17 protein-coding genes and 1 riboswitch are annotated in these 14,180 nt (G+C 37.3%); of the genes, 12 read left to right on the top strand and 5 right to left on the bottom strand.

Translation table 11 applies throughout. The annotated features are described in order from the left end of the window. The first annotated feature begins 149 nt into the window (after positions 1 to 149). From N7Z68_RS01380 to N7Z68_RS01350, 7 genes are all read left to right on the top strand, one after another. Positions 150 to 734 (top strand): biotin transporter BioY, encoded by a 585-nt coding sequence (locus tag N7Z68_RS01380; RefSeq protein WP_275116659.1) that lies wholly within the window; start codon positions 150 to 152, stop codon positions 732 to 734. Between the two features lie 95 nt (positions 735 to 829). Next, on the top strand, positions 830 to 1,264 hold the full coding sequence (locus N7Z68_RS01375) for a peptidylprolyl isomerase (protein WP_275116657.1): 435 nt from the start codon (positions 830 to 832) through the stop codon (positions 1,262 to 1,264). 110 nt (positions 1,265 to 1,374) lie between these two features. Then, positions 1,375 to 1,524: riboswitch (FMN riboswitch) on the top strand. A gap of 352 nt (positions 1,525 to 1,876) precedes the next feature. Next, positions 1,877 to 2,965, top strand: a complete 1,089-nt coding sequence (ribD, locus tag N7Z68_RS01370) for a bifunctional diaminohydroxyphosphoribosylaminopyrimidine deaminase/5-amino-6-(5-phosphoribosylamino)uracil reductase RibD (RefSeq protein WP_275116656.1) — start codon at positions 1,877 to 1,879, stop codon at positions 2,963 to 2,965. Between the two features lies 1 nt (position 2,966). Next, positions 2,967 to 3,620 carry a riboflavin synthase gene (gene ribE, locus N7Z68_RS01365; RefSeq protein ID WP_275116655.1) on the top strand — a complete coding sequence of 218 codons (654 nt, stop codon included), beginning with the start codon at positions 2,967 to 2,969 and terminating at the stop codon, positions 3,618 to 3,620. Positions 3,621 to 3,635: 15 nt separating this feature from the next. Further along, positions 3,636 to 4,829, top strand: a complete 1,194-nt coding sequence (locus N7Z68_RS01360; RefSeq protein WP_275116654.1) for a bifunctional 3,4-dihydroxy-2-butanone-4-phosphate synthase/GTP cyclohydrolase II — start codon at positions 3,636 to 3,638, stop codon at positions 4,827 to 4,829. 116 nt (positions 4,830 to 4,945) lie between these two features. After that, on the top strand, positions 4,946 to 5,416 hold the full coding sequence (gene ribH, locus N7Z68_RS01355; protein WP_275116653.1) for a 6,7-dimethyl-8-ribityllumazine synthase: 471 nt from the start codon (positions 4,946 to 4,948) through the stop codon (positions 5,414 to 5,416). 360 nt (positions 5,417 to 5,776) lie between these two features. Further along, a complete protein-coding gene (locus N7Z68_RS01350) occupies positions 5,777 to 6,124 on the top strand; it encodes a GNAT family N-acetyltransferase (RefSeq protein WP_275116652.1) in 348 nt (115 codons plus the stop codon). A 110-nt stretch (positions 6,125 to 6,234) separates the two neighbouring features. Here N7Z68_RS01350 and N7Z68_RS01345 read toward each other — a convergent pair whose 3' ends face one another. Then, positions 6,235 to 6,759 (bottom strand): DUF309 domain-containing protein, encoded by a 525-nt coding sequence (locus tag N7Z68_RS01345; protein ID WP_275116651.1) that lies wholly within the window; start codon positions 6,757 to 6,759, stop codon positions 6,235 to 6,237. Positions 6,760 to 6,934: 175 nt separating this feature from the next. Here N7Z68_RS01345 and N7Z68_RS01340 point away from each other — a divergent pair, with 175 nt between their 5' ends. The 4 genes from N7Z68_RS01340 to N7Z68_RS01325 all read left to right on the top strand — a co-directional run bounded on the left by N7Z68_RS01340 (position 6,935) and on the right by N7Z68_RS01325 (position 9,348). Continuing rightward, positions 6,935 to 7,702 (top strand): segregation/condensation protein A, encoded by a 768-nt coding sequence (locus N7Z68_RS01340; RefSeq protein WP_275116650.1) that lies wholly within the window; start codon positions 6,935 to 6,937, stop codon positions 7,700 to 7,702. 14 nt (positions 7,703 to 7,716) lie between these two features. Beyond that, entirely contained in the window at positions 7,717 to 8,328 is a 612-nt protein-coding gene (scpB, locus tag N7Z68_RS01335) for an SMC-Scp complex subunit ScpB (protein WP_275116915.1), read from the top strand. A gap of 46 nt (positions 8,329 to 8,374) precedes the next feature. Continuing rightward, the gene (locus tag N7Z68_RS01330) at positions 8,375 to 8,761 is read left to right on the top strand and encodes a hypothetical protein (RefSeq protein WP_275116649.1); all 387 of its coding nucleotides are present in this window, start codon (positions 8,375 to 8,377) and stop codon (positions 8,759 to 8,761) included. Between the two features lie 95 nt (positions 8,762 to 8,856). Then, entirely contained in the window at positions 8,857 to 9,348 is a 492-nt protein-coding gene (locus tag N7Z68_RS01325) for a DUF3907 family protein (RefSeq protein WP_275116648.1), read from the top strand. A gap of 32 nt (positions 9,349 to 9,380) precedes the next feature. On the opposite strand, the gene N7Z68_RS01320 is transcribed toward N7Z68_RS01325, so the two are convergent. After that, on the bottom strand, positions 9,381 to 10,184 hold the full coding sequence (locus tag N7Z68_RS01320) for a DUF2935 domain-containing protein (RefSeq protein ID WP_275116647.1): 804 nt from the start codon (positions 10,182 to 10,184) through the stop codon (positions 9,381 to 9,383). A gap of 133 nt (positions 10,185 to 10,317) precedes the next feature. Here N7Z68_RS01320 and N7Z68_RS01315 point away from each other — a divergent pair, with 133 nt between their 5' ends. Beyond that, positions 10,318 to 11,217 (top strand): superoxide dismutase, encoded by a 900-nt coding sequence (locus tag N7Z68_RS01315; RefSeq protein ID WP_275116646.1) that lies wholly within the window; start codon positions 10,318 to 10,320, stop codon positions 11,215 to 11,217. A gap of 41 nt (positions 11,218 to 11,258) precedes the next feature. Here the strand turns inward: N7Z68_RS01315 and N7Z68_RS01310 are convergent, their stop codons facing one another. The 3 genes from N7Z68_RS01310 to N7Z68_RS01300 all read right to left on the bottom strand — a co-directional run bounded on the left by N7Z68_RS01310 (position 11,259) and on the right by N7Z68_RS01300 (position 14,146). Next, positions 11,259 to 12,833, bottom strand: coding sequence for an alkaline phosphatase family protein (locus N7Z68_RS01310; RefSeq protein WP_275116645.1), 1,575 nt, complete (start codon positions 12,831 to 12,833; stop codon positions 11,259 to 11,261). A gap of 11 nt (positions 12,834 to 12,844) precedes the next feature. Next, positions 12,845 to 13,531, bottom strand: a complete 687-nt coding sequence (locus N7Z68_RS01305) for a DUF421 domain-containing protein (RefSeq protein ID WP_275116644.1) — start codon at positions 13,529 to 13,531, stop codon at positions 12,845 to 12,847. 87 nt (positions 13,532 to 13,618) lie between these two features. Then, a complete protein-coding gene (locus tag N7Z68_RS01300; RefSeq protein WP_275116643.1) occupies positions 13,619 to 14,146 on the bottom strand; it encodes a hypothetical protein in 528 nt (175 codons plus the stop codon). Between the last annotated feature and the right edge of the window lie 34 nt (positions 14,147 to 14,180).

Below are 14,180 nucleotides of genomic sequence, written 5' to 3'. Positions count from 1 at the left end.
TTTGTAAAAATTCAACAACAAATGTAAATTTTATGGTTTTACTATTGGATAATTCAAATTCTTTATATTGTAAACTATATTAAAAATAACAGTTGACATATTAAAAAACACTAGATTATTATTACTATAAAATGGAAGGTGATGATGAAATGAAGCTAAGACCCATTGATATCTCAATTGCTGGTTTATTTGTGGCTTTAATGGCAATCGGTGCAAATGTTGCACCTTACTTAACGATTGGTGGAGTTCCTATCACTTTACAACTTTTATTTGCGATATTTGCAGGGGTGTTATTGGGAAGTCGACTTGCAGCAATATCGATGACTGCTTATATGGTAGTTGGTCTGATTGGTGTACCTGTGTTTGCTCAATTTAAGGGTGGGTTTGCCACACTACTAGGACCAACATTTGGATTTGTTGTCTCGTTTATTTTTGTGGCATATGCAGCTGGAAAACTGGTTGAGGCTAAAGTAAATCCTAAGTTACCAACGTTTTTTATGGCTTCTTTTATAGGTGTAATCTTGAATTATGTTATTGGAACACATTGGATGTACGTGGCATTCCTTTTCTGGTTGGAGACGCATGAAGGCTTTAGTTATCTTGTTGCTTGGTCCTGGATGCTGCTCTATTTACCGTTGGATATCGCTGTAGCAGTCTTTGCAGCTGTGATTTCGCCTCGTATGTATAAAGCGGTTAAACGAACAAGGTTAACTCAAAAGCAACGTGCGGCTTAAGTAAACAACAGTCTCCAGTGAAAAATTTCACATTAGGTTCGTTTTATAGTAAAATGAAGCGAATGTGAAATTAAACATTTAGGAGGACATACATAATGAAAAAAGGAAGCTTCAAATTTGAAAATGGGGAACAAATCATTTTTGAATTATTCTCAGAGGAAGCACCAAACACTGTTGCAAATTTTGAAGAGTTAGCAAACAAAGGGTTTTATAATGGTTTAACGTTTCACCGTGTTATTCCTGGTTTCGTAGCACAAGGTGGCTGCCCAACTGGTAATGGTACGGGTGGGAGTGGTAAAACGATTAAATGTGAAACAGAAGGTAACCCACATAAGCATGTCGCTGGATCTTTATCAATGGCGCATGCAGGGAAAGACACTGGAAGCAGTCAGTTCTTCATCGTACATGAACCACAACCTCATTTAGATGGTGTACATACTGTGTTCGGTCAAGTAGTAGAGGGAATGGATACTGTATTACGCATTCATCAAGGTGATGTAATGTCTGAAGTGAAAGTTTGGGAAGAGTAAAAAAAAGAGGTTGACTCATTAGAGTCAGCCTCTTCTTCGTTCTGAATATCTTTTAGTTGACGAAACTTATTATTTAAGGATACAATTTAGAAAATGAATAGGTTTTCAATATATTCCTTCGGGGCAGGGTGAAATTCCCTACCGGCGGTGATGAAACGATTTGTTTCTTAGTCCGTGACCCGTTATGGAGAATGCTCATAACGGTGGATCTGGTGAAACTCCAGGGCCGACAGTGATAGTCTGGATGGGAGAAGGAAGAGAAGAGCGCGTATATGTACAGAGGTGGAATCTGCTTATTTTTGGAAATTGCTAAAACCTTTTTCTGTTTTTTGTACACTTATACGAACGTTTATTTAGTGATGTCTTTTCTTTCGAATTCTTATATAAAGAGGCTGTCCCAAAGTCTGGATCATACTAACTTTTAAGTGAAAGCTAGTATGATCAGATGGATTAGGGGCGCCTCTTTTTTGTTAAATGCTAAGAAATATAAAATGCGGAGATGTCTAGCTTCAGGTGCCATCGGCTCGAGGTCGCTTCGGTCCAGCGCTTGTCGCCGATAAGCAGGCACCTTGCGCTTTTCTAATTATTACATGATAGAAAGAGGCTGGAACGATGAATGATCGACAGTATATGGAACTTGCCATACAAATCGCTCGTTCGGCACAAGGGCAAACGACTCCAAATCCATTAGTCGGAGCTGTAGTAGTAAAAGATGGACAAGTTATTGGAATGGGAGCGCATCTGAAAGCAGGTGAAGCTCACGCTGAGGTTCATGCCATTCGGATGGCGGGAACGAAAGCAGAAGGGGCAACGATTTATGTAACCCTTGAGCCCTGCAGTCATCATGGAAGAACCCCGCCTTGTGCAGACTTAATTATAAAATCTCACATAAAGCGAGTGGTTATTGCTGCAACTGATCCCAATCCAAAGGTGAGTGGAAGAGGGATAGAGAAGTTAAGGAATGCAGGAATAGAAGTAGAAGTAGGTTTAATGAAAAAAGAGGCCGATGAATTAAATGAAGTCTTTTACCACTTTATAAAGACGAATAAGCCTTTTGTAACGTTAAAATCTGCAGTAAGTCTTGATGGTAAGATAGCGACAGTTACTGGGGATAGTAAGTGGATTACAAGTAGTGAGGCTAGAGAGGACGTTCATTACCTTAGACACACGCATGATGCCATCCTAGTTGGTGTTGGAACAGTAATAGCGGACAATCCAAGTTTAACGACTAGGATCCCAAATGGAGGTAAAAACCCAATTCGAGTTATTTTAGACTCTAAATTGCGTACTCCACTTCATTCCACCGTTGTGACGGATACTAGCTCAAATACATGGATTTTCACAACTGATTGTGCGGACAATATAAAAAAAGAACAACTAGAACAATTAGGTGTTACGGTTCTGTCATTAGGGGACAACATTGAAATTGAAAAACTTTTAGATACATTAGGAGATAAAGGAATTACGTCTTTGTTTGTCGAGGGTGGAGCAACTGTAAATTCTAGCTTTTTAAAAGAGCGAGCAGTTAATCAAGTAATAACTTATATCGCTCCTAAACTAATTGGAGGAATGTCGGCACCGAGTTCTTTTGGTGGTGAAGGCTTCACAGCGATGTCTGAAGTATTAGAACTTGATTTCTTGAAAGTTGAGCAAATAGGCCCTGACATAAAAATTACTTCTATACCAAAGGGGGCAAGATAATATGTTTACTGGAATTATCGAAGAGTTAGGTACGATTGAAAATATCCGACAAAATAATGAAGCTGTTGTTATGACTATCCAAGCCGATGAAATTTTAAAGGATGTACATTTAGGTGATAGCATTGCGGTAAATGGTGTGTGCTTAACGGTTACATCATTTGATAATCATAAATTTACGGTTGATCTCATGCCGGAAACGGTTAGAAGTACAAGTTTGAAGACTTTGCAACGAGGCTCAAAGGTGAACTTAGAACGTGCCATGGCTGCAAACGGTCGATTCGGTGGCCATTTTGTATCAGGTCATGTGGATGGAGTCGGAAAAATTAAAAAGCGTGAAGCAGTTGACAATGCTGTATATTTTCAAGTTGAAATAGCTCCTGAATTAAGGAGATATGTTCTATACAAAGGTTCAATTGCAGTTGACGGAACTAGTTTAACGGTTTTTGGAGTCGATGAAACTTCTTTTACGGTTTCAATTATTCCACACACTTTAAGTGAAACCGTCATAGGTGCAAAGCATCCGGGGGATATTGTTAATATCGAGTGTGATATCGTAGGAAAATATATTGAACAGTTTATTACTGCAAGGGTGCCACAACAAGGAACGAATAATTCTCTTACAGAAAGCTTTTTAGAAGAGCATGGTTTTAAATAAAAAGGGGGGAAAGTCATGTTTGATCCAATTGAAGAAGCCATTTATGAATTAATGCAAGGTCGAGTTGTTATCGTTTGTGACGACGAGGACCGTGAAAATGAAGGTGATTTTGTATCACTAGCAGAGAAAACGACTCCAGAAGTCATAAATTTTATGATTAAGTATGGAAGAGGTTTAGTTTGTACTCCTATTACAGAAGAGCGAGCAAAACAGTTAGATCTTTTCCCGATGGTCGATCATAATACGGATCCGCATGGGACAGCTTTTACAGTTAGTATTGATCACCATACAACTACGACAGGTATTAGTGCGCATGAGAGATCAGTTACAGTTCAAGCTTTAATTGATGATGAAACAAAGAAACATCATTTTAAACGACCAGGTCATATCTTCCCGTTAGTTGCAAAAGATGGGGGAGTTTTAAGACGTGCTGGGCATACCGAAGCAGCGGTTGACTTAGCTCGACTTTCAGGTGCAAAGCCAGCAGGCGTTATTTGTGAAATTATAAAAGACGATGGCACGATGGCACGTGTACCTGATTTACGAAAGATCGCAGATGAACATGAACTGAAAATGATTACAATTAAAGATTTAATTGAATATCGTCATCGTAAAGACAAGTTAGTGGAAAGAGAAGTTGAAATTAATTTACCTACTGAATTCGGTGACTTTAAAGCCATTGGATATACCAATGTTTTAGATGGCAAAGAAAATATTGCACTAGTTAAAGGTGAAATTATTCCAGATGTACCTACGTTAGTTCGGGTTCATTCTGAGTGTTTAACCGGTGATGTGTTTGGTTCACATCGTTGTGATTGTGGTCCTCAGCTTCATGCAGCTTTAGCGCAGATTGAGCAAGAAGGTAGAGGGGTACTTCTCTACATGCGTCAAGAAGGGCGCGGAATTGGACTTATCAATAAATTGAAAGCATACAAGTTGCAAGAAGAAGGATACGACACAGTAGAAGCCAACTTAAAATTAGGTTTTGCCCCTGATCTCCGGGAATACGGTATTGGTGCACAAATCTTACGTGAATTAGGTATTACAAAAATGAATTTATTGACGAATAACCCAAGGAAAATAAAGGGGTTAGCGGGTTATGGTCTTGAGGTTGTGGACAGAGTTCCGCTTCAGTTGCCGCACAATGCTAATAATGAAGGATATTTGAAAACCAAGCATGAAAAATTAGGACATATGCTTCATTTTTAGATTTATATATTTAGTTAAAGAATATTTTTAGGTACATGGGTAATTTTCACTAAAATTTAAAAGAAGAAGGAAGGGGAATTCATCCCCTTCTCATACATAATAAGGAGGAAATGAAAATGGGTAAAGTATTTGAAGGAAATTTAGTAGGTTCAGGTCTTAAAGTAGGAATCGTTGTTGGACGTTTTAATGAATTTATTACGAGCAAGTTGTTAGGCGGTGCTGAAGATGCACTTAAACGTCACGGTCTTTCTGAGGAAGATGTAGATATTGCTTGGGTACCTGGAGCTTTTGAAATTCCATTAGCAGCTAAAAAAATGGCTGAAACAGGTAAATATGACGCTGTTATTACACTTGGTACGGTCATCCGCGGTGCAACACCTCACTTTGATTTCGTTTGTAATGAAGCTGCAAAAGGTGTATCAAGTTTGTCCCTTCAAACAGGGATCCCTGTTATTTTTGGAGTATTAACAACGGATACGATTGAACAAGCAATCGAAAGAGCAGGGACTAAAGCAGGAAATAAAGGTTGGGAAGCTGCAACGGCTGCAATTGAAATGGCAAATTTAAATCGTGCGTTTAATCAATAAGGTGGCAACATCACAATCGTTAATTGTGTAAGCATCGACTTACCTAAGGCCAGGCTGAACTTTAATAATCGGTAATACGGCCTTACTATACAAGGTGATGGAATGGAGAGTGTAGCGGTGATACTGCTATGCTCTCTTTTGTTTGATTTTAAAAAGAGGGGTACCAGAATTTAAAATTTAGTCGGTATTTTGACAAAAAACTACCTTTAACCTATTAACATTTTTATCGAATTGACATATTTTATAAGTAACGTTTATCTAAATTTTCATAAACAACACACAATATCTTATGAGAATGTGATAAAATTTAGTTTGATAGCTTACGCATCACAGATCTAGAATGATTAAAGAGGGATTGATATGCTAATAAAATATAAATCTACTTACAAAAAGATTGCGATGGGGCTATTATCGTATATGCCGAAGCAAAAACAAATTAAAGCGTTACAAGAAACAATAGAGAAATATGAACATGATGACAGATGGCAATTATTTTTATGGAAAGAAGAAGATATTGTAGGTGTAATTGGTATATATGAAGACGGTGATGGAGATTTCGAATTATGCCACGTTTGTGTAAACCCGTCTTTTCGTGACGAGGGAATTGGTAAACAAATGCTCCAGGCTGTTCAAGAAAGAATTACGGGCACTCTTAAACCAAATAAGGATACAAAAGACTTTTATTCTGCGTGTTTACTAGATGTATAGAGGTTGACTGAATGTAGTGTTAGGCACCTCGAGGTTATAACTATCTTGACTGATGTAGTTATATAAAACGAGGGCCAAAGCACTTCATGGTCAGCCTTGCTTTTTCTTTGTTAAGAATTTTTTCTGTTTTTTAATTCTTTTTGTCGAACTCTCTCATTAATAACGTCTTCGCGGTTGCGAAGTGAGTGTTTATTTATGAGATAACGGTCGTTAAAGTCACTTGGAATGCACCATTGAAGGTTTTCTTTTTTACATTGATTTGTACAAGCGTGAAGAAGACGTTCATCTTCAATGGGGATATTATAATCTCGATATGGCAGTTTGTTTGCAATATTGTTTTTAATCAAAGGTAAGTCCACTAATAGTTGTTCACTATTCACCCCTAAATCGGAAACCCTGTTTTTCTCTTCCTCCAATATACGTAGTGCACTTGTGATCATTCGCTTGGCACCCTCAAAGTTTTGTCGACGGTAGTGATAAAGGGCGACTGCAATTTGAATAAATCCTACCCAAACCTTTTCTTTACCGCCTTCTTCGGATTTCCAATGTTCCTCTAATACTTCATGACACTCAAAAAAATCACGTTGACTATGAAAGTAAATTAAATAGTCTATAAAAGCTTGTGGATATTTCATAAAATGACTCCCCCAAAGAGTTAGTTAATAAAAGTGTATCATATGTATTTTCGTTAGGAAAATGACAACACACATTGATAAAAGCTAAACATAAATGAAAATAATCAATATCGCCGAATGAAAAGTATGATATAATCCTGTCTAGCAACGGTTTTAAATAGAAATTGGTGATGAGATGAACAGTCAGTACAGTGTAAAATTGGACGCATTTGAAGGTCCTTTAGATTTACTGTTACATTTAATAAATCAGGCAGAAGTAGATATATATGATATTCCAGTCGCTAAAATAACCGATCAGTATATGCAATATATTCGAACGATGCAGGAGTTACAATTAGACATAGCAAGTGAATATTTAGTGATGGCAGCAACGTTGTTAGCTATTAAGAGTAAGATGTTACTCCCAAAGCAACAAGAAGAATGGGATAATGATGAAAGCATAGAATTTGATGAAGATGATCCACGTGAAGAGCTCATGAACCGTCTGATTGAATATAGAAAGTTTAAAGAAGCTGCAATGGATCTTCAAGATCGTCAAGTGGAGCGTGCATTAATTCATACGAAACCTCCAGTCAATCTAGAAAGGTATTTTCCAAGAGAAGAAAGAAAAGAAGTAACGTTAAAAGGGATTACACTTTTTGACATGCTAGATGCTTATCAATCTATGCTCAAGCGTAAAAAGATGCAAGCACCTGTAGCAAAAACTGTAAAGGGTCAAGAGTATTCGATTGAGACGAGAATGGGTGAGATTATGGAGGATTTATCTCGTACTGGTGGTAAACGGAGCTTTTACTCGTTGTTTGCTGTTGGAGAGCGTTCACACATCGTTATCTCGTTTTTAGCTGTCTTAGAATTAATGAAGAAAAATGCCATCATTTGTGAACAGGAAAATAATTTTTCTGACATCATGATCTACATCAAGGAGGAGGGGTCTATTCATTGACGCTGTTTAATCCAATTAGTTTAGATGAATTAAAAGGTATCATTGAAGGATTATTATTCGTAGCCGGTGAAGACGGACTTACAGAAGAACAGTTAGCAAGCATTCTAAAAGTGGAACGAGAAACGGTGCAAGAAGCGTTACACGATTTAGAAGTTGACTTAAAAGAAATGAAGCGTGGCATGCAATTAATTGAGATGGCCGGTGCTTATCAATTAACAACCAAACCAGAGCATGCCCTTTACTTCCAACAATTAGTAGAAGCGCCGGGACATACTGGCTTGTCCCAGGCTGCACTAGAAACTTTGGCAATCGTAGCTTATAAACAGCCGATTACCAGAGTTGAAATTGAAGAAATTCGTGGAGTCAAGACGGAAAAAGCGATTCAAACGTTAACTGCAAAACTGCTGATAAAAGATGTAGGAAGAGCAGAAGGTAGTGGTCGGGCGATATTATATGGCACTACAAAGGAGTTTTTAGATTACTTTGGCCTAAAATCTCTAAAGGAATTACCGCCTTTACCAGATCAAGTCGACGAAGGGTTCTTGGAAGAGGACGCAGATCTATTCTTTAAGAAGTTTGAGGAAGGAATGGAGCCGCTCTTAAGTGAGGACAACAGTGAAAGTTAATATGATATAATTAGAATACATTACTTTACAGTTAGGAGAGGTTGTTGTGATTATAATTAAGGCTGAAGGAATTGAATTAGAAAAGGAAAAGCCCAACACGTCTGAAGATTTCTTCAATCGTTCTACTGTAACATATACTGATAATGGACAAGAAAAGGAGTTAAATGTGTTATATGTACGTTTTTTTGATGAAAAATCATCAGAGATATCTCCTTTTAAAGAAAACCCAATATTAGCGACGAATCAAAGAGAAGTAACATTTAAAGATATCGTCGCTTTAGTTTGTTTGTTGCAAAATCCGGGTAATAAAGAAAAAAAGCGTATATACATTAATGAACTTAAAGAAATGGAAGCACTATTCAGGGACGTTGATCCTGAGCAAATCAAAGGAATTATGAATAACCTCGTCACACAAGGCAAAAGCCAATTGTAAGATATACATAGGAACCTTTTACAAAAAATAGTAAGGTGTTCTTGTCCGAACTGTCGTATAATATAATTATTATTAAAAGTGGAGGTGTCACCACCATGGGGAATACCTTGGTTGAAAGTCAATTAACCTTAGCACATACTACTCTAAAGGGTATTTGTGAAAAAATAAGTGAGTACTTAAATGATACAAAATTAACAGAAATGTTAAGTGAAGATAACCAAACAGATGAAGAATATTACAAAGCGGTGCTTTCATCATTACGACGTGTCCTTGTTTTTTGTGAAGAAGGTAAAGATGCAAGTGAAGTTATTCTAAATGGAAAGACGTTCCGTAAAGCGGCTGCTGAGAAAACATTATATTGGGTTTATCATAATTGCATTGAGGAGTTTTTTAACCCCCGTATTGATAACTGGTTTGAAGACAGCCGTTCAGCGTATACAGGGAAAAATGCAATTAAATTTTCAAAGCCCGTTCCGGAATCCTTAAAAGAACTAATGAAATCGATTGAAGGTCCATTTCAATCAATTCGTGAAGAACTAGAATATTACGAAACAGATTTTCAAACCAAGATGCTTCATTCCAAGTAACGAAAAAGTGCAGCCATTACGCTGCACTTTTTTTATTCATTTCTTGGTGTGGTCGGATCACAATCTGGCATAGTCGTTTCACTTGATTCTGCCAATTTCATTAAGTAGTAACACTCTTCTCTTGCCATATGATCAGCCATTAATTCGGAAAACGTCCCTAGCAACTTATTCGTCATTTCAAGTTCCTCAAGTTCTCTTAGAAATACTTTGAAGAGCTCAATTTCTAATTCAACTTGATCATTAAAACGATGAAGTGCTGGGAATTTATCGACATTTGCTCGTAAGTACCCAGCTAATTCTACAGCTTTAATATAAAAATTTTCAAATGTCTCTGTAAACTCTTCACTTTTTTTACTTAATTTCTTCTCCACCATATCTAGTTCTCCTGTGATTGCATCTGCGTGGCCAGCTGCATCGAGAAGCCAAACGAGGTGATGATGTAGAGGGTGAGTGACAGGAGGAATGGTTCCTTCCACTAAATAAGGAAGAATACGCAAATACTCATCGACTTCATTGACCATATGATTTAAAAATGTAGGAGGTAAACCAATCTCAATATCGCCTACTAAATGCTCACGAAGTAAGTGAAGTTTAAATTCACGAATTCCTTTGGCTTGCTCTAGAGATAGTTCAGTAAGTTGTTTTAACGGTGCGCCACTAATATCTTGGCGTGCCATTTCTAGAAGTTGATCAAAGGTATCTATATATTGTTTGGCGATCTCGACTTCTTCTTCTTCAATTGGAGATAAGGCATCACGGATAAAACGAGCATGATCACCTAATACTTGCAACCAAAAACGATGTTCAAATAATGCAACCTCTTGAAATGTGTTCAAAAAGACCCCTCCTAATCGTTCGTTCATCAAACATAACATATGTTATAAACGCCTAGAATGTGATTATCACCAAGTGGGGTTGTATAGGCATATAGTAGAGCGATGACTGTGCGTTTAAGGAGGAGACGGATTAATGGAAGGTTATCAAAAACAATTACAAGTTTGGACCGGGAAATTAGAAGAAACATGGTCTAAATTAGACGTGAATGTAAAACAGAGGTTAAACCAAAGTGAAATTGAAAACTTTGAGGAAAAGTTACAACAAGTAAAAAGTTTATTTGAACAGCGAACACCGATCGATAAATTACAAGCCGAAACGGGAAGGCTATATGAAAGTTGGGAACTGCTTATAAACAATATGAAACGAGCTGAACATGTAATTACTGCGGGAAATGTCCCTCTTCAGCCTGTGCCTATTGGAGAACATCGACTTCCACCTCTACCCTACAGTTACGAAGCGCTTGAACCTTATATCGCAGCTGAGATTATGCGATTACACCATCAAGAACATCATCAAAGTTATGTGGATGGATTAAATAAAGCGGAAAAGAAGATGGAACAAGCAAGAAAAACTGGTAACTTCGACTTAATCAAGCATTGGGAAAGAGAGGCAGCTTTTAATGGGGCTGGGCATTACTTACACACGATCTTTTGGAATGCTATGAGCCCAAAAGGCGGCGGTGAACCAACTGGTGATTTAGCTAATCAAATAAGAAAAGATTTCGGTAGTTTTCAACAATTTAAAAAACACTTCTCAGAAGCGGCAAAAAAAGTAGAAGCTGTCGGTTGGACGATATTAGTGTGGGCACCAAGAGCCCATCGCTTAGAAATTCTCCAGGCAGAAAAACACCAAAATTTAAGCCAGTGGGATGTTATTCCATTATTACCATTAGATGTTTGGGAACACGCATACTACCTACAATACAAAAATGAACGGGAGCCATACATTAATAACTGGTGGAATGTCGTAAACTGGCCGCATGTTACTGAGCGGTATATGAGAGCTCGCGAATTACGGTGGGAGCCGTTTTAAGAGAAAAGAGGCTGACTTTTGTTAAAGTCAGCCTCTTACATTTATTTGAAAAACTGGAGAATGTAATCTTTTAAATCGACCATCCGTGGATTTTCAAACGGTTTATCCGTACCAGCAATAACGATAGCACCTAATGTATCATTTTTGTGTAAACCACCATGTTCGCCTCCATCGACGTGTAGAGGCGCACCTTCCGATTGGAACGTATGACCTGGTTTGGCTGCTAGGGCAACCGCTGGGTGAGTGTTACTGTTTAAGGATGTCATTATTTGGTTTAAGACGTCTGGAAAATCGGTATAGCTTAATCGTGAACGGTTTTCATGAATTTTAATTCCTACAATCTCTTCATTCCCTTCCCATTCCCACGTTTGATTATATCGATCCACCCATTGTCCCCCATGCTTGAAGCGAAAGGCATCGTTATAATCGGGTGAAATGACATATACCCAATCTTCATCAATCCACGAAGCAAATTCAATGCGCTTATCAACCATCGCAGTTTCCGCTAGATCTGGTAACAATCCCGTATCTTGTAATGGGTAAATATAAGACATCCGATGATTATTAGCAATAACGATATCACCTTGTGTCGCATCGTCAGTCAATGGAGCGACAGAATATTCTTGATAGATATCGTGAAGCGGTATAGACATGGCTAATTCATCATCTAACAATTTATCTTGACCATGATCACCAAATACGATAAAAATATTTTCCTCTAAAGCTTGATCCCAGCTATCATAGCTATTTAATATATCTTGGAAGAAGGCTTCCGCTCTTTCAAAACCGACACGATAATGCGGACTATTATTATGAGCTTCTTTATCAAAGCTTGGCAAAAATACAGCTAAAAAATCAGGTTGTTCACCTTGTTTAATCATCTCACTAACGACTGTAACCGAATATTCATCGTTTAGACCAAAGTTAGATAGGAATGTATCAGGAACATCCTTTCCTTCCATCACTTTAGGTTTTACAGCACTCCCAAATGCTAAGAGGTCAGGACCTTTTGTTTGAAGTGACTGATTTAAGTTTAACCATTGATCGAGTAAGACGGGCAGTGTCATGTCATGAGTCGTTTGACCGCGATAGATTAAAAAATTGACAGAACCTGTGGAATATCTTTTTTGTTGTAAGACTTCATGTATCGTTGTCACTTGTGGACTTAAGTGAGAATTGTTTAAATGATAGAGTGAATCCACTAAACTCTGTTTCATTCCCAGCTTGATCATTTTTTCCATAGTTGAGCCGTAATCAACAATTCGATTTTCATCAGGATTATACCAAACGAGACCCGGAACTTTATGAGTATCTGGCATTTCACCAGTCATTAATGTACTTTCAATAACAACAGACATAGATGGAAAAGGGGCAACTAAATCTTTATGGTATTGACCATTTTCTATTAAATATTCAAGAGCTGGTATTTTCCCTTTTTCTTTACTATTATCTATGAGAGATCCCATCATCGAGTCAATCATGATGAGAATAACTTTCTTATCGGGTTTTATGTTATCTTTTTCAAGTTGTTGAATAGTAGCCCCACCTTGATCGTTTGCTCCCTGGCAGGCAGATAAAAAAATGATAAGAATAACGATAACCATTCGAAAAAACATGATCCCACTCCTTATGAACTGTATGTATTAATATATAGAGAATCTCCTTCGAGCCATTCTGCATAAAAAACTTCTTTTTCATCAGTAATACCGTAAGTAAACAGCTGTTGTTTTAACCAAGCTAGGTTGTAGCCGCTTTCTCTCAAATTATCAACTAAAATTTCACCATCAAGAATAAGGGTAATCGGAAGAAAGACATGTTGAGATTGCATGTTTAGGTCTTTTTTATTCGGCTGTTCGTAATTGTCTTTCTTTAAAATACTAAGGGAGCCATTTGATTCCAAAATCCCATATTGCACTTCACGAATCGAAAAAACATCTTTTTGCCGTAATAATTGTTGCAGCTGATTAATGTCCATGTGATCTTTTTTTAATTGTTGATAATCAATGTTACCTTCACGAATGACAATGGATGGCTTGCCTTGTAAAAAGTTTCTTGTACCCTTGTACTTTTGTGTCAACCACTCAACGGAATAAATTAAAGTACCCCAAACAATTACAGCATAAATGACATAATTCAGGCCAATATCTTTATCGTAAATAGCATTCCCGACGAGTTCACCGAGAACGAGTGCTGATATGAAATCAAACGGGGTAAGTTGAGTAATTTGCGTTTTTCCTAAGACTTTAGTGATAACTAATAAAGCAAAAAAGCCAGTAATTAATTCAGTTGTTAAATAAAAAAAGTTCGTATTCAATGGTTTGCCCTCAGCTAATAAGTGAATGTTTACCTTAGAATGTCCCAACAATGGAATAATTACTCAAAACAAAAAGGAGTAAGCATATTAGTGCTCAACTCCTTTTATTTTTATTAGTAATTGATCAAGTTTAGGCAGTAGTTGTTTAGATGAGGTTTGGATTGTATGAACTTCGCTTCCTTTTAAGTCGATCGAACCTTTAAAGACAGTTTTAATTTTTCCTTCTTCCGTTTTCCAATAGTTATCTGTGTATTGATGAAATACTCTCCAAAAATGAGTGATCGCCTCAATTTGTTTAGGGGAAAAGGCTTCGGCTAATTCCTTATGAGTAAGGCCGTGTGAAGCGGGTGCTTCTTCGATCCATTTAGGATGTAAGTTATTTACTTGCTTTGAAACCGCTTCTCTTACTTGTAACGCTTGTATAAAAACATAAGATCTCCACTCATCTGTTAGACGCTCAGTCTCAATTTTTTTGTTGTTTGGATGTTTTAGTAGTTCTTCCATTTGTCTTTGAAGCTTTTTTCCTTGTGACCTTAACGTGCGGAACATATAAAACAGAAAAATGAATGTGCACAAATTAATGATGAGTATTAATATCAAAAAGGATGATAACATTTTACACTCCTTATTAAATCCCAATATTTTTCTA

Source organism: Alkalihalobacterium chitinilyticum, from assembly GCF_029028005.1.
In the GTDB taxonomy this organism is placed as follows: domain Bacteria; phylum Bacillota; class Bacilli; order Bacillales; family Bacillaceae_F; genus Alkalihalobacterium; species Alkalihalobacterium chitinilyticum.
Note: the sequence above shows the minus strand (reverse complement) of the source record. Positions and strands in the feature narration are given on the sequence as shown.